This is a genomic window from Providencia alcalifaciens (genome assembly GCF_020271745.1).
Lineage (GTDB): Bacteria > Pseudomonadota > Gammaproteobacteria > Enterobacterales > Enterobacteriaceae > Providencia > Providencia alcalifaciens_B.
The window spans coordinates 274,269-293,815 of the sequence record NZ_CP084296.1; the positions used below are offsets into that span (position 1 = coordinate 274,269).

General features: G+C 43.1%; 15 protein-coding genes. 5 read left to right on the forward strand and 10 right to left on the reverse strand.

All coding sequences use genetic code 11. From position 1 onward, the window contains the following. Positions 1-5 precede the first annotated feature (5 nt). Positions 6-485 (forward strand): Cys-tRNA(Pro)/Cys-tRNA(Cys) deacylase YbaK, encoded by a 480-nt coding sequence (gene ybaK, locus LDO51_RS01235; protein ID WP_036952167.1) that lies wholly within the window; start codon positions 6-8, stop codon positions 483-485. A 47-nt stretch (positions 486-532) separates the two neighbouring features. Here ybaK and ushA read toward each other — a convergent pair whose 3' ends face one another. After that, entirely contained in the window at positions 533-2,203 is a 1,671-nt protein-coding gene (ushA, locus tag LDO51_RS01240; RefSeq protein ID WP_225576068.1) for a bifunctional UDP-sugar hydrolase/5'-nucleotidase UshA, read from the reverse strand. Positions 2,204-2,519: 316 nt separating this feature from the next. On the opposite strand from ushA, the gene LDO51_RS01245 reads away from it, so the two are divergent. Beyond that, on the forward strand, positions 2,520-3,734 hold the full coding sequence (locus LDO51_RS01245) for an MFS transporter (RefSeq protein ID WP_225576069.1): 1,215 nt from the start codon (positions 2,520-2,522) through the stop codon (positions 3,732-3,734). Between the two features lie 295 nt (positions 3,735-4,029). Beyond that, positions 4,030-5,778: a YbaL family putative K(+) efflux transporter gene (gene ybaL / locus LDO51_RS01250; RefSeq protein WP_225576070.1), complete on the forward strand. Its 1,749-nt coding sequence runs from the start codon at positions 4,030-4,032 to the stop codon at positions 5,776-5,778. A 73-nt stretch (positions 5,779-5,851) separates the two neighbouring features. Here ybaL and LDO51_RS01255 read toward each other — a convergent pair whose 3' ends face one another. The 4 genes from LDO51_RS01255 to LDO51_RS01270 all read right to left on the reverse strand — a co-directional run bounded on the left by LDO51_RS01255 (position 5,852) and on the right by LDO51_RS01270 (position 9,759). Beyond that, a complete protein-coding gene (locus LDO51_RS01255; protein ID WP_225576071.1) occupies positions 5,852-6,205 on the reverse strand; it encodes a DUF1937 family protein in 354 nt (117 codons plus the stop codon). A gap of 115 nt (positions 6,206-6,320) precedes the next feature. Then, a complete protein-coding gene (locus tag LDO51_RS01260) occupies positions 6,321-7,097 on the reverse strand; it encodes a DeoR/GlpR family DNA-binding transcription regulator (RefSeq protein ID WP_225576072.1) in 777 nt (258 codons plus the stop codon). 35 nt (positions 7,098-7,132) lie between these two features. Beyond that, on the reverse strand, positions 7,133-8,362 hold the full coding sequence (locus LDO51_RS01265) for an NAD(P)/FAD-dependent oxidoreductase (RefSeq protein WP_225576073.1): 1,230 nt from the start codon (positions 8,360-8,362) through the stop codon (positions 7,133-7,135). Continuing rightward, positions 8,359-9,759, reverse strand: a complete 1,401-nt coding sequence (locus tag LDO51_RS01270) for an NAD(P)/FAD-dependent oxidoreductase (protein WP_225576074.1) — start codon at positions 9,757-9,759, stop codon at positions 8,359-8,361. The genes LDO51_RS01265 and LDO51_RS01270 overlap by 4 nt, the downstream gene beginning before the upstream one ends. Before the next feature lie 242 nt (positions 9,760-10,001). On the opposite strand from LDO51_RS01270, the gene LDO51_RS01275 reads away from it, so the two are divergent. Both LDO51_RS01275 and eutH read left to right on the forward strand, forming a co-directional pair. After that, entirely contained in the window at positions 10,002-11,441 is a 1,440-nt protein-coding gene (locus LDO51_RS01275) for an FGGY family carbohydrate kinase (protein ID WP_036952535.1), read from the forward strand. Positions 11,442-11,475: 34 nt separating this feature from the next. Then, entirely contained in the window at positions 11,476-12,726 is a 1,251-nt protein-coding gene (gene eutH, locus LDO51_RS01280) for an ethanolamine utilization protein EutH (protein ID WP_225576075.1), read from the forward strand. Between the two features lie 106 nt (positions 12,727-12,832). Here eutH and LDO51_RS01285 read toward each other — a convergent pair whose 3' ends face one another. The 5 genes from LDO51_RS01285 to htpG form a co-directional block, all read right to left on the reverse strand. Next, positions 12,833-14,146 (reverse strand): inosine/guanosine kinase, encoded by a 1,314-nt coding sequence (locus LDO51_RS01285; protein ID WP_225576076.1) that lies wholly within the window; start codon positions 14,144-14,146, stop codon positions 12,833-12,835. Between the two features lie 108 nt (positions 14,147-14,254). Continuing rightward, entirely contained in the window at positions 14,255-15,382 is a 1,128-nt protein-coding gene (gene wzz(fepE), locus LDO51_RS01290; protein ID WP_225576077.1) for an LPS O-antigen length regulator Wzz(fepE), read from the reverse strand. Between the two features lie 111 nt (positions 15,383-15,493). Then, entirely contained in the window at positions 15,494-16,468 is a 975-nt protein-coding gene (gene hemH, locus LDO51_RS01295) for a ferrochelatase (protein WP_225576078.1), read from the reverse strand. Between the two features lie 141 nt (positions 16,469-16,609). After that, entirely contained in the window at positions 16,610-17,254 is a 645-nt protein-coding gene (gene adk / locus LDO51_RS01300) for an adenylate kinase (protein WP_036952549.1), read from the reverse strand. Between the two features lie 192 nt (positions 17,255-17,446). Next, positions 17,447-19,321, reverse strand: a complete 1,875-nt coding sequence (gene htpG, locus LDO51_RS01305; RefSeq protein WP_225576079.1) for a molecular chaperone HtpG — start codon at positions 19,319-19,321, stop codon at positions 17,447-17,449. Positions 19,322-19,547 lie beyond the last annotated feature (226 nt).

Sequence of the window (19,547 nt, forward strand, 5' to 3'; positions counted from 1 at the left end):
TAATTATGACTCCGGCAGTAAAATTACTGGAAAAACAAAAAATTAAATTCACGCTACACCCTTATGATCACGATCCAAATGAAAGTAATTTTGGTGATGAAGCCGTCCAAAAATTAGGCCTAGATGCCAAACAAGTCTTCAAGACCTTATTAGTCGCGCTTAATGGCGATCAAAAAACCTTAGCGGTGGCTGTCACTCCCGTTTCTGGGCAACTCGACCTCAAATCTGTCGCCAAGGTATTTAAAGTCAAAAAAGTGGAAATGGCCGATCCGCAAATTGCCCAAAAAACTACGGGATATTTGCTGGGTGGGATCAGCCCATTAGGTCAGAAAAAACGACTTCCAACCGTGATTGATAGCCAAGCCCAAGAATTTACGACTATGTTTATTTCCGGCGGCAAGCGCGGTTTGGATTTAGAACTCGCCCCAAGCGATCTGGCGAGTGTGTTAAATGCCAGCTTCGCGGATATTAAAAAAGAATCGTAAAAAACAAAAAAGCCCCAATCAAGGGGCTTTTTGATACTCATTACCGATTATTTATTTTTATAAACAATCTCGCCTTTTGGCTCGTAATCAGCGGCTTTTAATGGGGAATGTTTCTCAATATAGCCTTTGAGCACTTCCGCATCCACAAAACCCGTATTAACGTAGTTTGGATGAGTATCGATAGCTGGATAACCATCACCGCCAATCGCGTTAAAGTTTAATGTCGCCATACGGTAAGTTTTATTCTTATCGACGGGTTTGCCATCAATCTTCACGTCGCTGATTGTGCCATCAGCATTCAGAGTCAGGCTCACATTATAGAACTGGCCGTAAGCACCTGAGTCAGGTTTCATATTAGCGACGGCTTGCAGATATGGCAGAACCTCTTCGCCTTTAAAGTCCACATACACTAATTCGTTAGCAAATGGCTGTACTTTCAGGACATCTTTATAGGTAATATCACCGCTTTCGATGGAGTCACGCACACCACCGCCGCTCATGATGGCAAAATCAGCCCCTGCACGCTCTTTTTGAGCCGCCAGCAGTAAGTGCCCCATATTGGTTTGCTCAAAGCGCACTTTATTACGGTCGCCAATCAACTTGCCTTCCACTGAACCGACTTTCACACCTAATTGCTGGTCACCTTTATCTTGATAAGGGGTTAGCAATTTTGTCATTTCAGGGTTATGCGCAATTTGCTGTGTGTAGTAGACGTAATCCGATGATCCGTCGTCCTTCTTCACTTTTTTCTTCAGGTTAATAGGGATCAGTTGATAGTGTTTTAAGGTGAATTTACCATTTTTGAATTCAAAATCGGCGCGACCCACATATTTACCCCACTCATGGGCTTGAACAATCCAGGTGCCATTTTGGTTATCTGGTGCACATGGGGTTCCCGGCACATAGTCTTCTTGTTTGTAGTTTTTATTTTCTTGAGACATACAAACAGGGTCTTGTGAGTGACCACCCACTATCATATCTAAATAGCCCGCGGGTAAGCTGCGCGCCATTTCCACATCCCCTGGCGCGTTAGAACCGTGGTTGCCATCATCGTAGTGCCCCATATGGGTTGCCGCGATAATAATGTCTGGTTTCTCAGTTGCACGTAGCTCTTCCACCACTTTTTTGGCTTCATCGGCTGGTACACGGAATTCAACATCAGGGAAGTTCGCAGGGTTACCGATTTTCGCGGTATCATCCGTCGTTAAACCTAAAACAGCAATTTTTACGCCTTGTTTATCAAAAACTTGATAAGGTTTAAAGAGACGTTTACCTGTACTGGTTTGATAAATATTGGCAGATAAGAATGGGAACGTTGCCCATTTTTCTTGCTGCTTTAGGACTTCTAGTGGGTTATCAAACTCGTGGTTACCAAGCGCCATCGCATCGTAGCCCACCAAATTCATACCTTTAAAATCAGGCTCAGCATCTTGTAAATCAGACTCTGGCACACCAGTATTAATATCCCCACCAGAGAGTAATAAAACACTACCACCTTGCTTCGCCACTTCGTCACGAATTTCATCAACCACGGTTTTTTGTGCCGCTAAGCCATACTCACCTTTTTCATTGTGCCAAAAATGACCATGGTGATCGTTAGTATGCAAAATAGTGATGTTGTAGGTTTTATCTTTTTCCCACGCATTTGCCATCGCTGCGGGTAACAGCGCTAACGAGACAGTTAATGCGCACGCGGATGCCTTAAATGTCAGTTTCATACATTCTCCCTGCTGGTATAGAAATCTCTACCGATTACGTAGTTTGTTATGTGTCAATGAGCTATGTGTTAAGTAAGCTTAGAGTTAAGCAACCCAGTCTTATAGCATAAAAATGACGGCAAGATCTGAGCGGCTATGCACAAACAGAGCGCTGTTACAAAGAAATGAGATCTGGATCGACTAATATTTTCTACCAATTTACCCATTCCTCTCATATTGCCATTTAAATAATTTCTATATTAGTTATATTGGTTACAATTACGCAACAAACTAAATCTTTCCTCAAATTACATTTTCACCAACTAAAGTGACGATCATGAGTAAGCAAACAGCAGTGAATGGCGGCGCCAAACCCGCCAATAAAACGGGAAAAACCGTTTTCAGTATTCTGACGGCAATCAGTGTCTCTCACTTACTAAATGATATGATCCAGTCGCTAATATTAGCGATTTATCCCTTATTACAATCTGATTTTTCCCTTAGCTTCGCTCAAATTGGGATGATTACCCTCACTTACCAAGTCACGGCATCACTTTTACAGCCGATTATTGGTTATTACACAGATAAACACCCACAACCCTATTCCTTACCGATAGGCATGAGCTTTACCTTGTCAGGCTTACTGCTATTAGCCATGGCAGAAACGTTTCCAACTATCTTGGTAGCTGCCGCGTTAGTGGGTACTGGCTCTTCTGTATTCCACCCCGAATCGTCAAGAGTCGCGCGGATGGCATCCGGTGGACGCCATGGTTTAGCCCAATCCTTTTTCCAAGTGGGAGGTAACCTCGGTGCATCATTAGGTCCCCTACTCGCCGCACTGATCATTGAACCTTATGGTAAAGGCAACATCGGCTGGTTCTCGTTCGCGGCACTACTCGCCATTATTATTCTTTTGCAAGTTAGCAGTTGGTATAAACAGCAACATCGCGCCGCAAAGAAAAAGCCCGTCATTCATGGTGAAATTAAAGTACTGCCTCGAAAATTGGTGATTGGCTCACTCAGCGTTTTATTAATTTTAATTTTCTCAAAGTATTTCTATTTAGCGAGTATTAGCAGCTACTACACTTTCTATTTAATCGATAAGTTTGGTGTTTCGGTACAAAACGCCCAAATTCACTTGTTTGTGTTTTTATTCGCCGTTGCGGCGGGTACCATGATTGGTGGCCCTATTGGCGATAAAATTGGGCGTAAGTATGTTATCTGGTTTTCTATCCTTGGCGTTGCCCCATTTACGTTGATTTTACCTCACGCTTCACTATTCTGGACTGGCGTCCTAACTGTGATCATCGGGATGATTTTAGCCTCAGCATTCTCAGCCATTTTGGTATACGCTCAAGAATTAATCCCGGGTAAAACGGGGATGGTCTCAGGGCTATTTTTTGGTTTAGCCTTTGGTATGGGAGGTGTTGGTGCTGCTGTCTTGGGTCATATTGCAGACCAAACCAGTATTGAGCAAGTTTATCAATACTGTGCCTTTCTACCATTATTAGGCATTTCTACCGTATTATTACCAAATATAAACAACAAATAGTCTTATTACCTTATTTTATCCATACTTATGTTTTTATAAGTATGGATAACCATTCCTTTATTTAACAAAAGACATCCATAAAAATGACTAAAATAAAAAGCTTGTAACGATTTAGCCTTATCAGCTCGATTTTTTTTAGAAACTAGGCAATTTTTTAAAGAAATTTGTTTTCAAAACCGCTAAAATAGATAAACACGCAATTTGTATTTCAAAATGGTGATTAACGTCATCAACATTTTGAAAGCCAAAGGCATGTACCCACCTTTTTATTCATAAACAAACCAGAGGAGACTTAATGGAGCATTCAACGCCCTTAATTACAACCATTGTTGGTGGTCTCGCCCTTGCATATATATTAGGCATGCTCGCGCAGCGCTTAAAAATTTCGCCACTTGTCGGCTATCTTGCCGCAGGTGTGTTAGCAGGTCCTTTTACCCCCGGTTTTGTTGCTGATTCCACACTCGCCCCTGAACTTGCTGAGATTGGGGTTATTCTGCTGATGTTTGGGGTTGGTCTGCATTTTTCACTGAAAGATTTACTTGCCGTTAAGGCCATTGCCATCCCCGGCGCTATCGCACAAATCGCGGTTGCCACCCTATTAGGTTTAGGGCTTTCCATGCTGTTTGGCTGGAGCATATTCACAGGGATTGTCTTCGGACTTTGTCTCTCCACTGCCAGTACCGTTGTACTATTACGAGCCCTAGAAGAGCGGCAACTTATTGAAAGCCAGCGTGGTCAAATCGCCATTGGTTGGTTGATTGTTGAAGACCTTGCCATGGTTCTGACGCTGGTTCTGCTGCCTGCCATTGCGGGTATTATGGATAGCAAAGAGTCCAATTTCGGCGAACTGGCGATGAGCCTTGCTTGGACAATCGGCAAAGTCGTTGCCTTTATCCTAATTATGATTGTGGTCGGTCGTAAGGTTATTCCTTGGATTTTATCCCGCACCGCATCCACGGGTTCCCGTGAACTGTTTACACTGGCTGTTTTAGCCCTTGCGCTGGGTATTGCCTACGCTGCTGTTGCTATCTTTGATGCATCATTCGCGCTGGGAGCCTTCTTCGCTGGGATGGTACTCAATGAGTCTGAGCTGAGCCATCGCGCTGCACAAGACACATTACCTCTGCGCGATGCATTCGCGGTGCTATTCTTTGTCTCGGTAGGGATGCTGTTCGACCCAATGGTACTTATTCAACAACCGCTCGGCATCTTAGGCGTGTTAGCGATTATTATCGTAGGTAAATCCGCAGCGGCACTGGTTCTCGTTAGAATGTTTGGCCACTCGCGGCGAACCGCACTCACCATCGCCGTCAGCTTGGCACAAATTGGTGAATTCGCCTTTATTCTGGCAAGCATGGGTCTCGCCCTTAACGTAATGGATATTGAAGCACAGAACTTAGTATTAGCCGGTGCTATTGTCTCCATCATGCTAAACCCAGTATTATTCGGTCTGTTGGATAAATATCTGGAAAAAACCGAGACCATCGAAGAGCAACTTCTGGAAGAAACACTGGAAGAAGAAACTCAGATCCCAGTGGATATTTCTGGTCATGCGGTGATCGTCGGTTACGGTCGCGTTGGCGGCATGCTGGCGGATAAACTGCGTCGTCGTGAAATCCCACTGGTTGTGGTTGAAGATACCCGAGCACGCTTTGAAGAGCTGGCTGAAAATGGTTTCTGTGCCATCTTGGGTAATGGCGCAAGTAAAGAAACCCTAAGCCTTGCCCGTATTGAATGCGCGAAATCACTGTTACTGACCATTCCAAACGGTTATGAAGCAGGTGAGATTGTTGCTACCGCCAAAGAGCTAAATCCGAATATCACTGTGGTCGTGCGTGCCCACTATGATGATGAAGTGAGCTTTATTAAAGAGCGCGGTGCTGACCACATTATTATTGGTGAACATGAGATTGCAAAATCTATCACCACGTTAATGTGTAATGATGTGGCTGAATTTGGTTGTGCTATCCCGGATGATAAGGATAAAGATAATCACAACCTTGATGGCAAAAATTTGGATGAGTATCTAAAACCGAGCCACTAAGTTCATGGTCAATTAAGTTTATTTTTAATTGAAAACAGAAAAGCCGTAACTGATTAATGTTACGGCTTTTTTATTATGAATTCAGCATTTGTTCAGAAAATTCACTGTCAGTCCACACAGGTAAACCTTTATCTTTGAAGAATTGGATTTCTGCGGCAACACCACCGCTTTTTTCCCATCCCGCGAGAGTCAGAACAATCAAGCCATCACAGCGCTTTAAAAATTCCATATCAATCGCTGACCATGCCACTTTTTGCCCTTGCGAGGCTAGATACTGGTTGATTGGATGAGTCATGGTAATTTGACTGTAGGTTGCAATGCCTTTAAGCGCTAATTCCGCTGCATATTGGGTACAAGCTTGAAAACGCATTTCCACAATATCGCTATCAGGATCAGAGTATGGGCACGCAATAAAATAAAGTTTCATTTCAGTTCCTAGTGTCGTATTTAACGAATTTTAAGTACAGTAATCCTATGAAAAATAAATAAATTATTTTCCATAGGGTATAAATTAAATGAGTAATACTTTGATTTATTATGGTTTACAGAATATCTGCAATAATAATTTTGGTTTTTGGGCGCTTTTTATTTTCAGCTAATTTAAACTCTTTGCTAGTGGTAATGAGATAATCGATATTTTCCCATCCTGCAACAAAATTAATCGCATGCTTATGGGCTTTTGTTCCATCAGCTAGCACCATCAGCTTATCGCTATTTTCCTGCATTTTTTGCGCAATTGCCGCCTCATCAACGTGTTGATCCATCACACCATGTTGAGGATGAAAAGCGCCAGCGCCGATAACCGCATAGTCTGCGAAAAACTCTGTAATATTCTTTAATGCGATTGCACCTAAGCAGGCATTTTGTGCCGCATTAAATTGTCCACCAATCAAAATCGTTTCGATGGTAGGGTTTTCTTGCAATGTATTGGCTAACAACGGTGAGTTTGTTATCACCGTAATATTATCAATCGACTTAATGCGTTGGCTAAACTCAAACGTTGTCGTGCCAAAATCAATAAACAGTGTGTCTCCGGGCTTAATTAATTCCGCCGCTTTTGCGGCTATCGCTTTCTTTTCATCAACAGCAGCTTGCGCTCGCTCTGTAAAATTACGCTCAAATTTGGACTGAATATTGACAGCCCCACCATGAACTTTCTTTAATAATTTTTGAGTTTCAAGCTTGCTAAGATCACGGCGGATAGTTTCTTGCGCCACATTAAAATGCGTTGCAAGCTCCTGTACATACACCTGCCCTTGAGTTGATAACATCTCAATGATGGTTTGGTGTCGTACTTTTGAGGAGCGTCCCTCACACATAGTTTAATCCTTCTGACCATTTAACATTTCCAGCACTATACAACAGTGACAGTAATTTCAGTAGCACTCGCTTGGATTTTTGTTAAATCGATATTTTTCAGCAAAATACGACGTGTCGGTAAGCAGCGACGACGCTTTTCATACAGCACGGTATTGCCCGCCATCACGCGAATTGTTCCCGTTATCGCCGTATTGACTTGAATGTTGAAATCCACATTTTTCGCTGTATTTTCGGACACATTGATACATGCAGGTACCGTAAAACGAATTGGCTCAGCAAATCGAATAGGTAATCTATTTCCTTGCTGTACATCCATTTGATGATGATTAGCTAATAAATCATCTGCAATATACCCGCCGGTGATCTCCCCTTCTTGGTAGCATTGATCCCCCATATCCGCAGGGTGCAGCATATTCCCCGCCGCATAATAGCTGCCATCAGAACAGCGGCTACGCTGGTCAGTTACAGGTTTTCCTGTATTGGCTTCAAAATTCAGGTGGCTTTTACGAATTAACGTATTTTCGCCCACAAAGCCCCCTGTAAAAATCACAGAGTCACACTCAATTTTGCGTATTTGCCCTGAGGTTTCCACCATCACATATTCGACTCTTTCTAATCCACCTATTTCTGTGATTTTGCTATTCACATACAGCGGGGTTCCCATGGCTTTAGCAAACAATGAAGCGGGTTTGAAAGCCAAAATTCGTTCGCCGCTTTCAATCATGGCTTTGGCTTTTACACCCGCATTTTTTAGCGTCCATAATGCGGAGAAACTGACTAACTCACTGCCAACAATTACTGGGTTCAAGCACGGCTTTTGCCCTTTTAAATAGACAAATTGCTGCAATGCCCCCGCAGTTAAAATACCTTGAGGACGTAAACCTGACACCAGCCGAGGATGACGTGGAGTTTCACGAACCCCAGTGGCAATCAAAATACGTTTACCGCGCATCTCAACCACACCATCTGGTGTAGTGACCGTTAGTACACCATTTGGCTGTAATTGAGTGACCGTACAACGCGTCAATATTGGTGTATCTCCCAAGTCTTTCACAATTTTCTCAGCAAACTGGTTGCCTTTCATTGGGCGTTTAAATACTAACAAACCGAAAGTTGGGTGTTGGCAATGGCGTGGAACACCACCCGCGTGGGCTTCACGCTCTAAAATCGCAATATTGTGAATACCACGGCGACGCAATGTTTGTGCTGCCGCGATACCCGCCGGCCCAGAGCCAATAATGATCACATCGTAATTTAAGCTCATTTCACTGCCTCCACCGCTAAAGTATTGTCAAAGCGACCGTTAATAATTTCAGCGACCTGACTACTACAATAAAAACCGTTGCAACGCCCCATCATGACGCGAGTTCGACGACGAAGCGCACCTAAACATTCTGGTGGAATGTCAGAATCAAACGCGGCTTCAATTTCTCGTTGAGTCACTAATTCACAGTGACACACAATGCCGCCATTATTTTTACATTGGTAATCACGCTCATCGTATTCAGAAAGCATCGGCATCTTAGGCCAAATTAATTCAGTTGGCGGTGATAGCTCAAATAATGCGTCAAAATTCTCTTGGTAAAGTTTCCCTAAGTGATTGGCGACCCCCAATGCTGCCGTTAAGCCCGTTGAGCGAATTCCCCCTGCACATATCCACTGCTTTTCGGGGTAATCATTAATTCGATAATATTTCTCTTCTGTGGCGGGACGTAATCCGGCATAGGTGGCCGTCACACTGTAATTATGCAGTGATGGCAACATACGTGAGCCTTGGTCGATTAAATCTTGCAAGACTTCTTGCTTCACTTCTGCTTTCCAGCGGTCTTGCTGTTCTTCTGCTGTCGGGCCTAACAATAAGTTACCGAAAATGGTCTTCGATAACAGAACACCTTTCGTAATCGCGGTGGGTACTGGCAAAATGATCGCATTGATATCTGCCGCAGCTGCTTTGTCGTATACCAAGAACTGACCTTTGCGCGGTTTAATTTCAAATGGTGATGGGTGGCAAATAGATTCCACGATATCCCCATTAATACCTGCACAGTTAATCACTAATCGGGCAGAAAACTCACCTTTTGATGTGGATAATGTCCAAATTCCCGCATTTAGCTCACCTGCTGTCACTTCACAGTGGAATTGATATTCTGCGCCGTGTTTCACGGCTTGAGTTAAATACGCCAGTGGTGTGCTCCATGGGTCAATCACCGACTCCCCCGGAACTTCAACCGCTGCCAGCGCACCTTCAGCCAAATGGGGTTCTCGACGATAAAGTTCTGCTTTATCTATCATTCCCACATCCATGACGTTGTTAGTGTGTGCTTGCTCTACAATACCTGGCAGCTTATTGAGCTGCTCTTCGTTCCAAGCCACGACTAACGCACCTGTTTTGAGTAACGGTAAATTCATTTTTTCTCTAATATCAATGAATTCCTGATACCCATCTTGCATGCATTCCAATTCTAATGTCCCTGGTGTGGCATCAAAACCAGTATGTAACAACGCGCTATTTGCTTTACTTGCTCCTGATAAAATATCGCCACCACGCTCTAACAGCAGTGTTTTAGCGCCCATCAATGTGAATTTTCGGGTCACTGCACAGCCAATGACACCCCCGCCGATGACAATGACATCCCACATTTTTTTATTATTAGCATTCATGGCTGAAATCCTTAATATAAAACTTGGACACATAAAACCACATAATTCCCACAACCTCAATATATAAAACAACATAAATCACAATAACATTCCAAAAACTTCTCACATTGTTATCTTATTGTGACAGTTCTCACATTCACAGAAGTTATTGTGAGTTTTTTGTGGATTTTATTTCCGATTAAACGATAGTAGGCAAAAAAACAAACCTATTTACAACATTTATAACACTGGGAAATTCAGCGATGCTCAATCAACGTTATGCCGCTATCGATCAGGGAACAACGGGAACCCGGGTCGTCGTCTTTGAAGAAGGCGGCCATTACCATTCCCCGATGAGTATTCCACACAAGCAAATCACCTTAAACAGTGGTTGGGTTGAGCACGATCCTGAAGAGATCCTAACGAACATCATCAAGTGTCTGAATAGCTGTGAAGTCGTGGATGCTATTGGTATTTGTCACCAAGGCGAAAGCATTGTTGCATGGGATGCTCAGACTAAACGCCCTCTTTATAACGCGATTGTTTGGCAAGATTTACGTACTGAAAAAACCATCCAGCAGCTTAAAGATGCAGGGCTTGAGCCTCTTGTTCAATCAAAATCGGGACTGCCCTTAGATCCTTATTTCTCTGCCAGTAAAATGGGATGGATTCTGGAGAATGTGGTGGGTGCCAAATCCCTTGCGGATAAAAATCGACTACGCATAGGTACTATGGATGCATTTTTCCTTGACCGTTTATGCGATGTTTTTGTGACGGATTATAACTCCGCATCACGTACCTCTTTACTCAACATTCATACCCTAGAGTGGGATCCACAGCTGTGTGAGATTTTTGGTGTACCAATCCATTGCTTGCCACCACTGCGCGACAATATCGGTGACTTTGGCGCCGTCAATCTCGACGGACATCTCACGCCAGTCACCGCCATTATTGTCGACCAATTTGCTGGAACATTTGGTCATGGCTGCCGCCAAAAAGGGGATGCCAAGATTACCTTTGGTACTGGCGCATTCTTGCAAGCCTTGACGGGAAGCGATATCCCACAAACTCATCAAAGCGGGTTGTTACCCACACTTTGCTGGAAATTTCCGGGTGAAGCCCCTGTTTTCGGTTTAGATGGTGGCGTGTATAACGCCGCCTCAGCAATCAACTGGGCACGTAAAATCGGTCTGTTTGAGGATTTTGATGAGCTTTCCGATTTTCGCGATGAACCCGCAATTAAACGTGGTTTAGCGTTTGTTCCTGCACTCTCAGGTTTAGGTTGCCCTTATTGGGATCGCAGCGCTGCCGGCTTGTGGGCAGGACTCTCATTAGATACCGATAAGAAAGATATGATGCAGTCGGTCTTAGAAGGAATAGCCGCCCGCTCCGCCGAAGTTATTTTCGCAATGGAGAAAATCTCTCCATTAGGTCAGTCCATTTCAGTCGATGGAGGGTTATCGTCAAATCAGTACTTTAAGCAGTTTTTAGCCAATTTATTACAAAAAAATATTGAAGCACCAGCAAATCGTGAAGTCACAGCACTCGGGGCTGCCTTGCTTGCTCGTAAAGGTTTGGGAATAAGCCATGAAATGGCGATACGACGTAACACCAGTGTCACGCGCCCAGACGGCACCAACATGCAAGGTGTAATGGAACAGTATCGCGACATTATTGCCCGTTCTCGCCAGCTCAGAAATTAATTTTCCAACAATAAAAAAGAAAGGAAACCCTACTATGGCCGAATTCGGAAACTATATTATCTACTTAATCATGTGCGGAGCCGTGATTGGTGCCGTTGCATCGATTGTCAGACCTGCCAGCGACCTCGGAAAAGAGTTTGTAAACGGTATTTTTTCTATTGGTCCCGTGTTTCTCGCTCAAGCAGGGATCATGGCAGCCGTTCCGCTACTTTCACAATTGATATCTTATATCTTAGGGCCAATATTTAGCTCTGTCGGCTCTGATGTTTCCATTGCAGCACTATCGATTATCGCTGTGGATATGGGGGGTTATCAGTTAGCAGATGCCTTAACCACGAATCGCGATATGTGGATCACTGCGATGTTGATCGGTTATACCTCTGGGGCAACCATTGTGTATCTGATCCCCGTTGGTTTAACGATGTTAAATCGTAAAGATCACAAATATTTAGCCTTAGGGGCAATGGCAGGATTGATCTCAATCCCATTCGGGGTATTGGCTTCATTGCTGTTGATCACACTCAATAATATTCCTGTTCGCGATATTATTTCGACTAACTCCCCAGCCACGCATCAACTCACCCTTGATTTCTTGACGATGCTGCAATATTTAATGCCGCTATTCGCTTTCTGTTTCTTGCTGGCTGCGGGCTTAAAATATCGTCCAATGCTGATGGTTACGGGCTTTTTGATCTTTGGTAAGATCATGGATGCTTTCGTAAAATTAGTATTAGCTTTCTCCATTGTGGAACATTTTACAGGCGTATTTAGTAAAGTCTTTGGGGCTTGGGGTTTCGATCCGCTATTTGCCGATCAAAATGAGTTATTCCGTGCGATCGAGATTGCAGGTTATATCGGGATCATGCTCGCAGGAACATTCCCTATCTGTTACCTGTTCCAACGTTACTGCAAACCGCTAGTCAGCGCACTCAGCCGTCGATTAAAACTGAGTGATACAGGTTCATTAGGCTTTATTATGGTGATGGCAAATATCATCGCGACTTACCACTTATTCAAAGAAATGCGTGCAAGGGATAAAGTATTGTGCGTGGCCTTTGGGGTCTGTGCTCAAGCGACGATTGGCGACCACTTAGCCTTTACTGCAAACTTCCAACCCACATTAGTGCTACCCATTCTGTTAGGTAAATTAGTGGGCGGTTTCTTAGCGGTATTTATTGCGATTAAAATCTCTGTTCCACAAGCGATGCGCTATGAACAAGAAGATGAGAAAGCGGTTGCGGCGGTTAAAGCTGAGCACCCTGCGGGGATCGCCAAAGAAGCTTAATCGTTCGCTTCATGATAAAAATAAAAACACCTCAGTCGAGGTGTTTTTTTATTTCTATACTATTTATTTTTGTACTACCTATTATTTTTGTACTACCTACTTTAATTTAGCGATCCCAATAGGATTCTTCTAAACTATCTTCTTTTTCCGGTAGCCCGCGGGTTAAACGCGGTGAATGCTGAGAAAGCACTTGATAACTCACACGGTTCGCATACTTACAAACCTGCGCCAGTGAAGAGTAAGTGAGATATTGGCGTTCGTGCTTACTGGAATTAGGCACATTTGAACGGTGATACGAGTTCGCCGTAATATCATGCAGTAACGCAGATAATGCCCCATCTCCCGCACCATTGGTGTTCATGATTTTTTCGGGGCCGCCCATATAAGGTTCAATATGGGAGAAGATGCGACGAGGTTGTTTGCAATCTTGCATGCGCATCGCGCGGCTAAATTCATACAGGTTAAATTCAGCAATAGCACCCGGCAATAATGGGTGCTGAGTTTTACGTTTATATTCTTCTTCCGTAAAACCTGCCATATACAGCCCTGAAGGCCCTGCAGTACACAAAACAAGGTCAACCCAATCCAGCGCCATATTGGATGCCAATAGGGGATCGCTAAAGCCAGTTAATTCCATCGCTTCATCTTCATTCATAGCGACCACTGAGACATGATCTTTGAGGAAATCACGCCAGAATTGCGGATCTTGAGCAATAACAAACTTGGTTCCCAATGTGAGTACCACAGGAACATTATGTTTTTTCGCATAATGGATAGCTTGCATCGTCGCATCCGGCATGGTTTCCCCCGGCTTACAACGCACTAAATAAGCCGTTAATACCAGCGCTGATGCGCCTGCAATAATCTCTTCAGGAATGCTATCAGGGTGTAAGCGGTTCATATGCCCAGGGCTAATCGCAAACGTACGTTCACCATTATCAGTGACGAGCGTAAAACAGCGCCCGATAGGACCATCTACCCCTTGTAGGTAGTTTAGATCCATACGGCTTGAAGTGTGGCAAAGGTAGCGATAAGCATAACTACCAATCTGAATATTGTTGCACATCGTGCCCAATAAGACGGAACGGTCATCGGCTAAGACAGAGTAATTGTGAAGCGTATTCCCTATTGTGCCGCCTGCAAATTCATGGGTGATCAGTTTGTTATCGGTGAGCTCTTTATAGAGCGCTTCAGCTGCATCATCTTCGATGACTAAAGAGTGACCTTTACTTAGTTGATAACGTTCAATAAATTCATCATCAATTTTTGCTTCAATATCGACGAGTGTTTGATCGATACCCACAATATACGATTTGCAGTTTTCATCATCAGATAACATCTCTTTCATCGGTTGTAAAAGAGGGTCTCTGAGGGAGACGGGAAAGTAATGCTTAGATTTGCGTTGACCGGGGAATTTCATATTGGGAACATTAAAAAAGGAACATTACCGTATTCTAACACGATAAAACAAAACCGACACCCTTCGATAAAAAGGTGCCGGTTAGGTATTTATAACGCTTTAGAGTGATTACTTGCGGCGAGTATTTTGCTGATTATAGTTACGGTACAGATCACGACCTAGTACAAACGCACAGCTCATAATAAAGCCAAGAATAGCGCCTAATGCGACGATAAGCATCGATTTAGGTGAGTCTTTAGTAATCGGTAAATCGGGAGTCAGGATAAATCTGACGGGTTCAAACTCTAATTCTTTGGTCGTCAGCGAGTTTAAGTTATCAATGTAGACTTTTGCATTTTGCAGTTTTTCACTGATTAATGCTAAGTCACGGTTCTTTAACTCAATACCCAGTTTTTCTTCTAACGCTTCTGAACCTAATGCAATTGGATAATCAGGGTCATCATTGATTGCCACTGAATCTCTTGCGATTGGACGTGTAATTCCAGCAGCTTTCGCGATGGTAATAGCACGTTTTAAACGCTCAATTTTAACATCATACGAAATTTGGATTTTGTTGGTATCTTGTTTTAATGCTTCAACGCTATAAATCAGTTGGCGTGCAATCGCATTATCCACTTCAGTTTTCATTCTTTTACGAACAATACTCGCCGTATAACGAATATAGCCATCCATTAAGTCTTGGGCTTCAACCGCTGTTGGCGCAGTAAATGACAGAACGATGTCGCTATCATCACTGTCTTTTTCTTTACCGTTGTATTTCAGTTTAATCGAATCCGAAATGATACGATTTACTAAGCGTTGAACCTCGAGCGGATCATTTTTATTCTCGAGTTTATCAAGCAGTGTTTTAAAATAATCGGTGCTTTTAACGAAAGCTTCTTGGTTAACTTTAGAACGGTATTGAACGATAAATTCGTTGTAAATACGCTGAGAACCCAAGTCAACTTCCATGCCTAATGCATTTAAGCGCGCTGAAAATTCATTCGCTTCTTTTACCTCTTCAGACGTTGGCGGGATAATCACCGCTTCACTCGTCCACTTCTGAGGTAACATTTTGACAACCCCAATACTCAGTGCGGTAACAATGACTGTTGCAATAATAATCAATGATTTATTCTTGAACAGAACCGCCAGCAGCGCCATGAGATCGATTTCATCATTGTGCTGCAATTTATATTGCGGATCTTGCTCTAGCTGTTTTTTTAATTCTGGAGATAAATTGGTTTTTTCAGTCATGTTAAGTCCAAACAACGCACTCTAAATTATACCGTTGAATAATGAGGTCATAATTATAGTCAAAATTTAAGTTTTGGATATAACCATTAACCTTCTTTATAAAATTACCTATCAAATCACCCTTTCTAAGTAATTTTTCAGAATTAACTGAATCATATTAATGCTGATATCGCTGTCATTCAGTGCAGGAATATAACGATATTGCTCACCACCATTATGTAAGAAAAATTCTTTATTTTGCTCGCTAATTTCTTCTAATGTTTCTAAACAGTCTACCGAAAATCCTGGGCAAACCACTTGCACTGACTTAACCCCCTCTGACGGTAGCTTTTTCATTGTCTGGTCAGTGTATGGACTTAACCACGGTTCTCGACCAAATCGAGATTGGTAAGTCATTAACACTCGGTCACTTGGGAATTTCAGGGCTTGCTTTAATAATTCGGTGGTTTGCTCACACTCTTTATCATAAATATCCCCTGAATCGCAGTAACGCTGCGGGATACCGTGGAAAGAGAGGATCAACCTATCCGGCTCACCGTGCTCAGCAAAACTGGCTTCAATAGATTCAGCTAAAGCTTGAATATACGCCGGGTGCGTAGCATAACTACGGATAAACTGCACAGACGGGATAGTCCGCATAGATTTAAAAGCGCGAGTGATAGCTTCATAAACCGCGGCGGTGGTGGTGCATGAATATTGAGGATACAACGGTAAAACCACTAAATCCGTGACATTTTGTGCAATTAAGTTGTCGATAGCACTCTTTATTGACGGAGAGCCGTAAGTCATTCCCAGCTCAATCGGCGTATTAGGAAAAAATGCAGATAATTTTTCTTTCTGACGCAGTGAATAAACGAATAATGGCGAACCTTCATCCATCCAAATTGAACCATAAAGTTTGGCTACTTTGGAAGCGCGGATTGGCAAAATAGCGCCATACAAAATAGGCTTCCAAATCAATGGGGAAACATCGATAACACGGGGGTCAGTTAAGAATTCTGCTAAATAGCGTTTAACGGCGGCTGTTGTTGGGGCATCGGGAGTTCCCAAATTTACCAATAGAATTCCATATTTTTTTTCTAACATTAGAACAGCTCCTAATTGATAATTATTCCCAACAATAACAGATTTTAATAACTAATTTTGCCAACTTGTGGCACAAAAAGAAAGGCAGCGTTTTTGCGCTGCCTTGTTTATTTGAATCTATTTAGATCAAGCTCAGAAAAATTAGCCTAAAATTTTTGCTAACTCTGCGCTCACTTCAGTCACTTTGCGAGTGCCATCTAACTTGAAGTACTGAGTGCTGCTCGCTTTCGCTTCATTTTGATAGTAAGCGATTAATGGTGCAGTCAGTGCATGATATTCAACTAAACGTTTACGAACCGTGTCTTCTTGGTCGTCTTTACGAATAGTTAGCTCATCACCTGTCACGTCATCTTTGTTTTCAACTTTAGGTGGGTTGAAAGTGACGTGGTAAACACGACCTGAAGGTGCGTGAACACGGCGACCAATGATACGCTCAACAATGATTTCGTCTGGAACGTCGAACTCTAAAACGTAATCAACGTTGATGCCAGCTTCTTTCATTGCATCTGCTTGAGGAATGGTACGTGGGAACCCATCCAACAAGAAGCCATTGCGACAGTCATCTTGTTTGATGCGCTCTTTCACTAATGCGATAACCAGTTCATCAGTCACTAATTTACCGTTATCCATCAGCTCTTTAGCTTGTAAACCTAATTCGCTCCCTGATTTTACAGCGGCACGTAACATGTCGCCGGTTGAAATCTGAGGGATCCCAAACTTCTCCATAATAAATTGAGCTTGAGTGCCCTTACCAGCGCCTGGAGCGCCAAGCAGAATGATACGCATTGCGTAAACCCCTTGCTATTTAGTTTTTTATAATTTGAAAAGAAAACGCTCTACCATACCATTAGCATGGCATCTGACTCAAGAAGACACGTAAACGTTTTCCCATTTATCTTTTTTCGCAAAAGAAAAAAACCACGCAAAAAATCGCTTTTTTACGTGGTTTATGCTCGAAAACGAAAATACCTTAATGGACTACTTTAAAAGTAATTCGTTGATTTTTTTGATGAATAAGTTTGGATCTTCCAGCGTGCCACGCTCTGCCAATAAGGCTTGGTCGAGTAGTACATCCACCCAATCTGCAAACACGCTTTCATCTTCCACTTCAGATGCTTTTTTCACCAATGCATGGCTCGGGTTCAGCTCGAAGTTATATTTCACTTCTGGCGCAGCTTGACCCGCAGCCGCGAATAATTTCGCCATTTGGGTGCTCATTTCATCCGCATTAGTGGTCACAATAGCTGGCGTATCGGTTAAACGATGAGTGAGTTTCACCTCTTTTACACGATCGCCCAAGAAGGTTTTCACACGCTCAACAAATGGCTCTAACTGCTTCTCGGCTTCTTCTTGCTCTGCTTTGTTTTCATCCGCTAATTTGTCTAATGACTCATCGGCTTTGCTCACAGATTGGAACTGTTTGCCATCAAACTCAGAGAGATAGTTCATCATCCATTCGTCAATGCGATCAGATAACAGCAGAACCTCAATGCCTTTCTTACGGAACAGCTCTAAATGCGGGCTGCTTTTCGCCGCGGCGTAGCTATCGGCAGTGATAAAGTAAATCTTCTCCTGACCTTCCACCATGCGGCTTACGTAGTCTTCCAGCGAAACATTTTGTACGCTACTGTCGTTATGAGTGCTTGCAAAGCGCAGCAGTTTTGCAATCGCTTCACCGTTCCCCATATCTTCCGCAGGACCTTCTTTCATGACCAGACCGAATTGCTGCCAGAATGTTTGGTATTTCTCTGCGTCGTTTTTCGCCAGTTTTTCCAGTGTTTGCAGAACACGTTTTGTCAGTGCACTGCGCAAGTTACGCGTCAGAGCGCTATCTTGCAGAATTTCACGAGAAACGTTCAACGGTAAATCGTTAGAATCCAACACCCCACGAACGAAGCGTAGATAATTAGGCATAAACTGCTCAGCGTCATCCATAATAAAGACGCGTTGAACATACAGTTTTAACCCGTGGCGCTGGTCGCGGTTCCACATATCAAATGGGGCTTGAGATGGAATATACAGCAGGCTGGTATATTCTTGCTTTCCTTCCACACGGTTATGCGCCCAAGTTAGTGGGTCTGCGTAGTCGTGGGAGATATGCTTGTAGAATTCCACATATTCTTCGTCTGAAATTTCAGATTTGCTGCGCGTCCACAGTGCTTTCGCTTGGTTAATTTTTTCCCAAGTAACTGTGCCGTCTTCTTCGTTTTTCTCTTCGATTTCAACGGGCAGCGCAATATGGTCAGAATACTTGCTGATAACAGAACGTAAGCGCCAGTTATCTAAAAATTCTTTTTCGTCATCACGTAAATGTAAGGTGATTTCGGTTCCGCGATCGGCTTTTTCGATATCTGCAATAGTGTATTCACCTTCGCCAGCAGATTCCCAGAATACCCCTTCGCTCGCATCAGCACCTGCGGCGCGGCTGCGCACGGTGACTTTATCCGCGACAATAAACGCAGAGTAGAAACCCACACCAAACTGACCGATCATTTGGCTATCTTTGACTTGGTCACTGCCTAATGATTCTAAAAATGATTTAGTGCCTGATTTAGCGATGGTACCTAAGTTTTCAATCACTTCTTCACGGCTCATACCGATACCGTTGTCACTGATAGTGAGAGTACCTTTGTCTTTGTCTGCGCTAATACGCACACGCAGTTCACCGTCATTTTCATACAGTTCAGGCTTAGATAATGCACGAAAACGCAGTTTATCCGCCGCATCGGATGCGTTGGAAATGAGCTCACGCAGAAAAATTTCTTTATTTGAGTAAAGAGAGTGGATCATCAACTGTAGCAGTTGTTTGACTTCTGATTGAAACCCACGAGTTTCTTGTCCTTTCATACTCATTAATCGCCTCTATATCATCAATCTAATAGTTAGTTTTGACTTATCGATGGAAACTAATTTGGGGACAAAAAAATAGAATTCAACCACTAACCACAAATTAGCAGCCAAATTAATCTAAACGAAAGGAAATGACCAAAAACTACGAAGGTTTTGCTTTAAGATTTTTGCTTTGAGGGGTTTGCCTTTAAATTTTAAAAACAACTCCCCACCATCATCCTCTAAATAG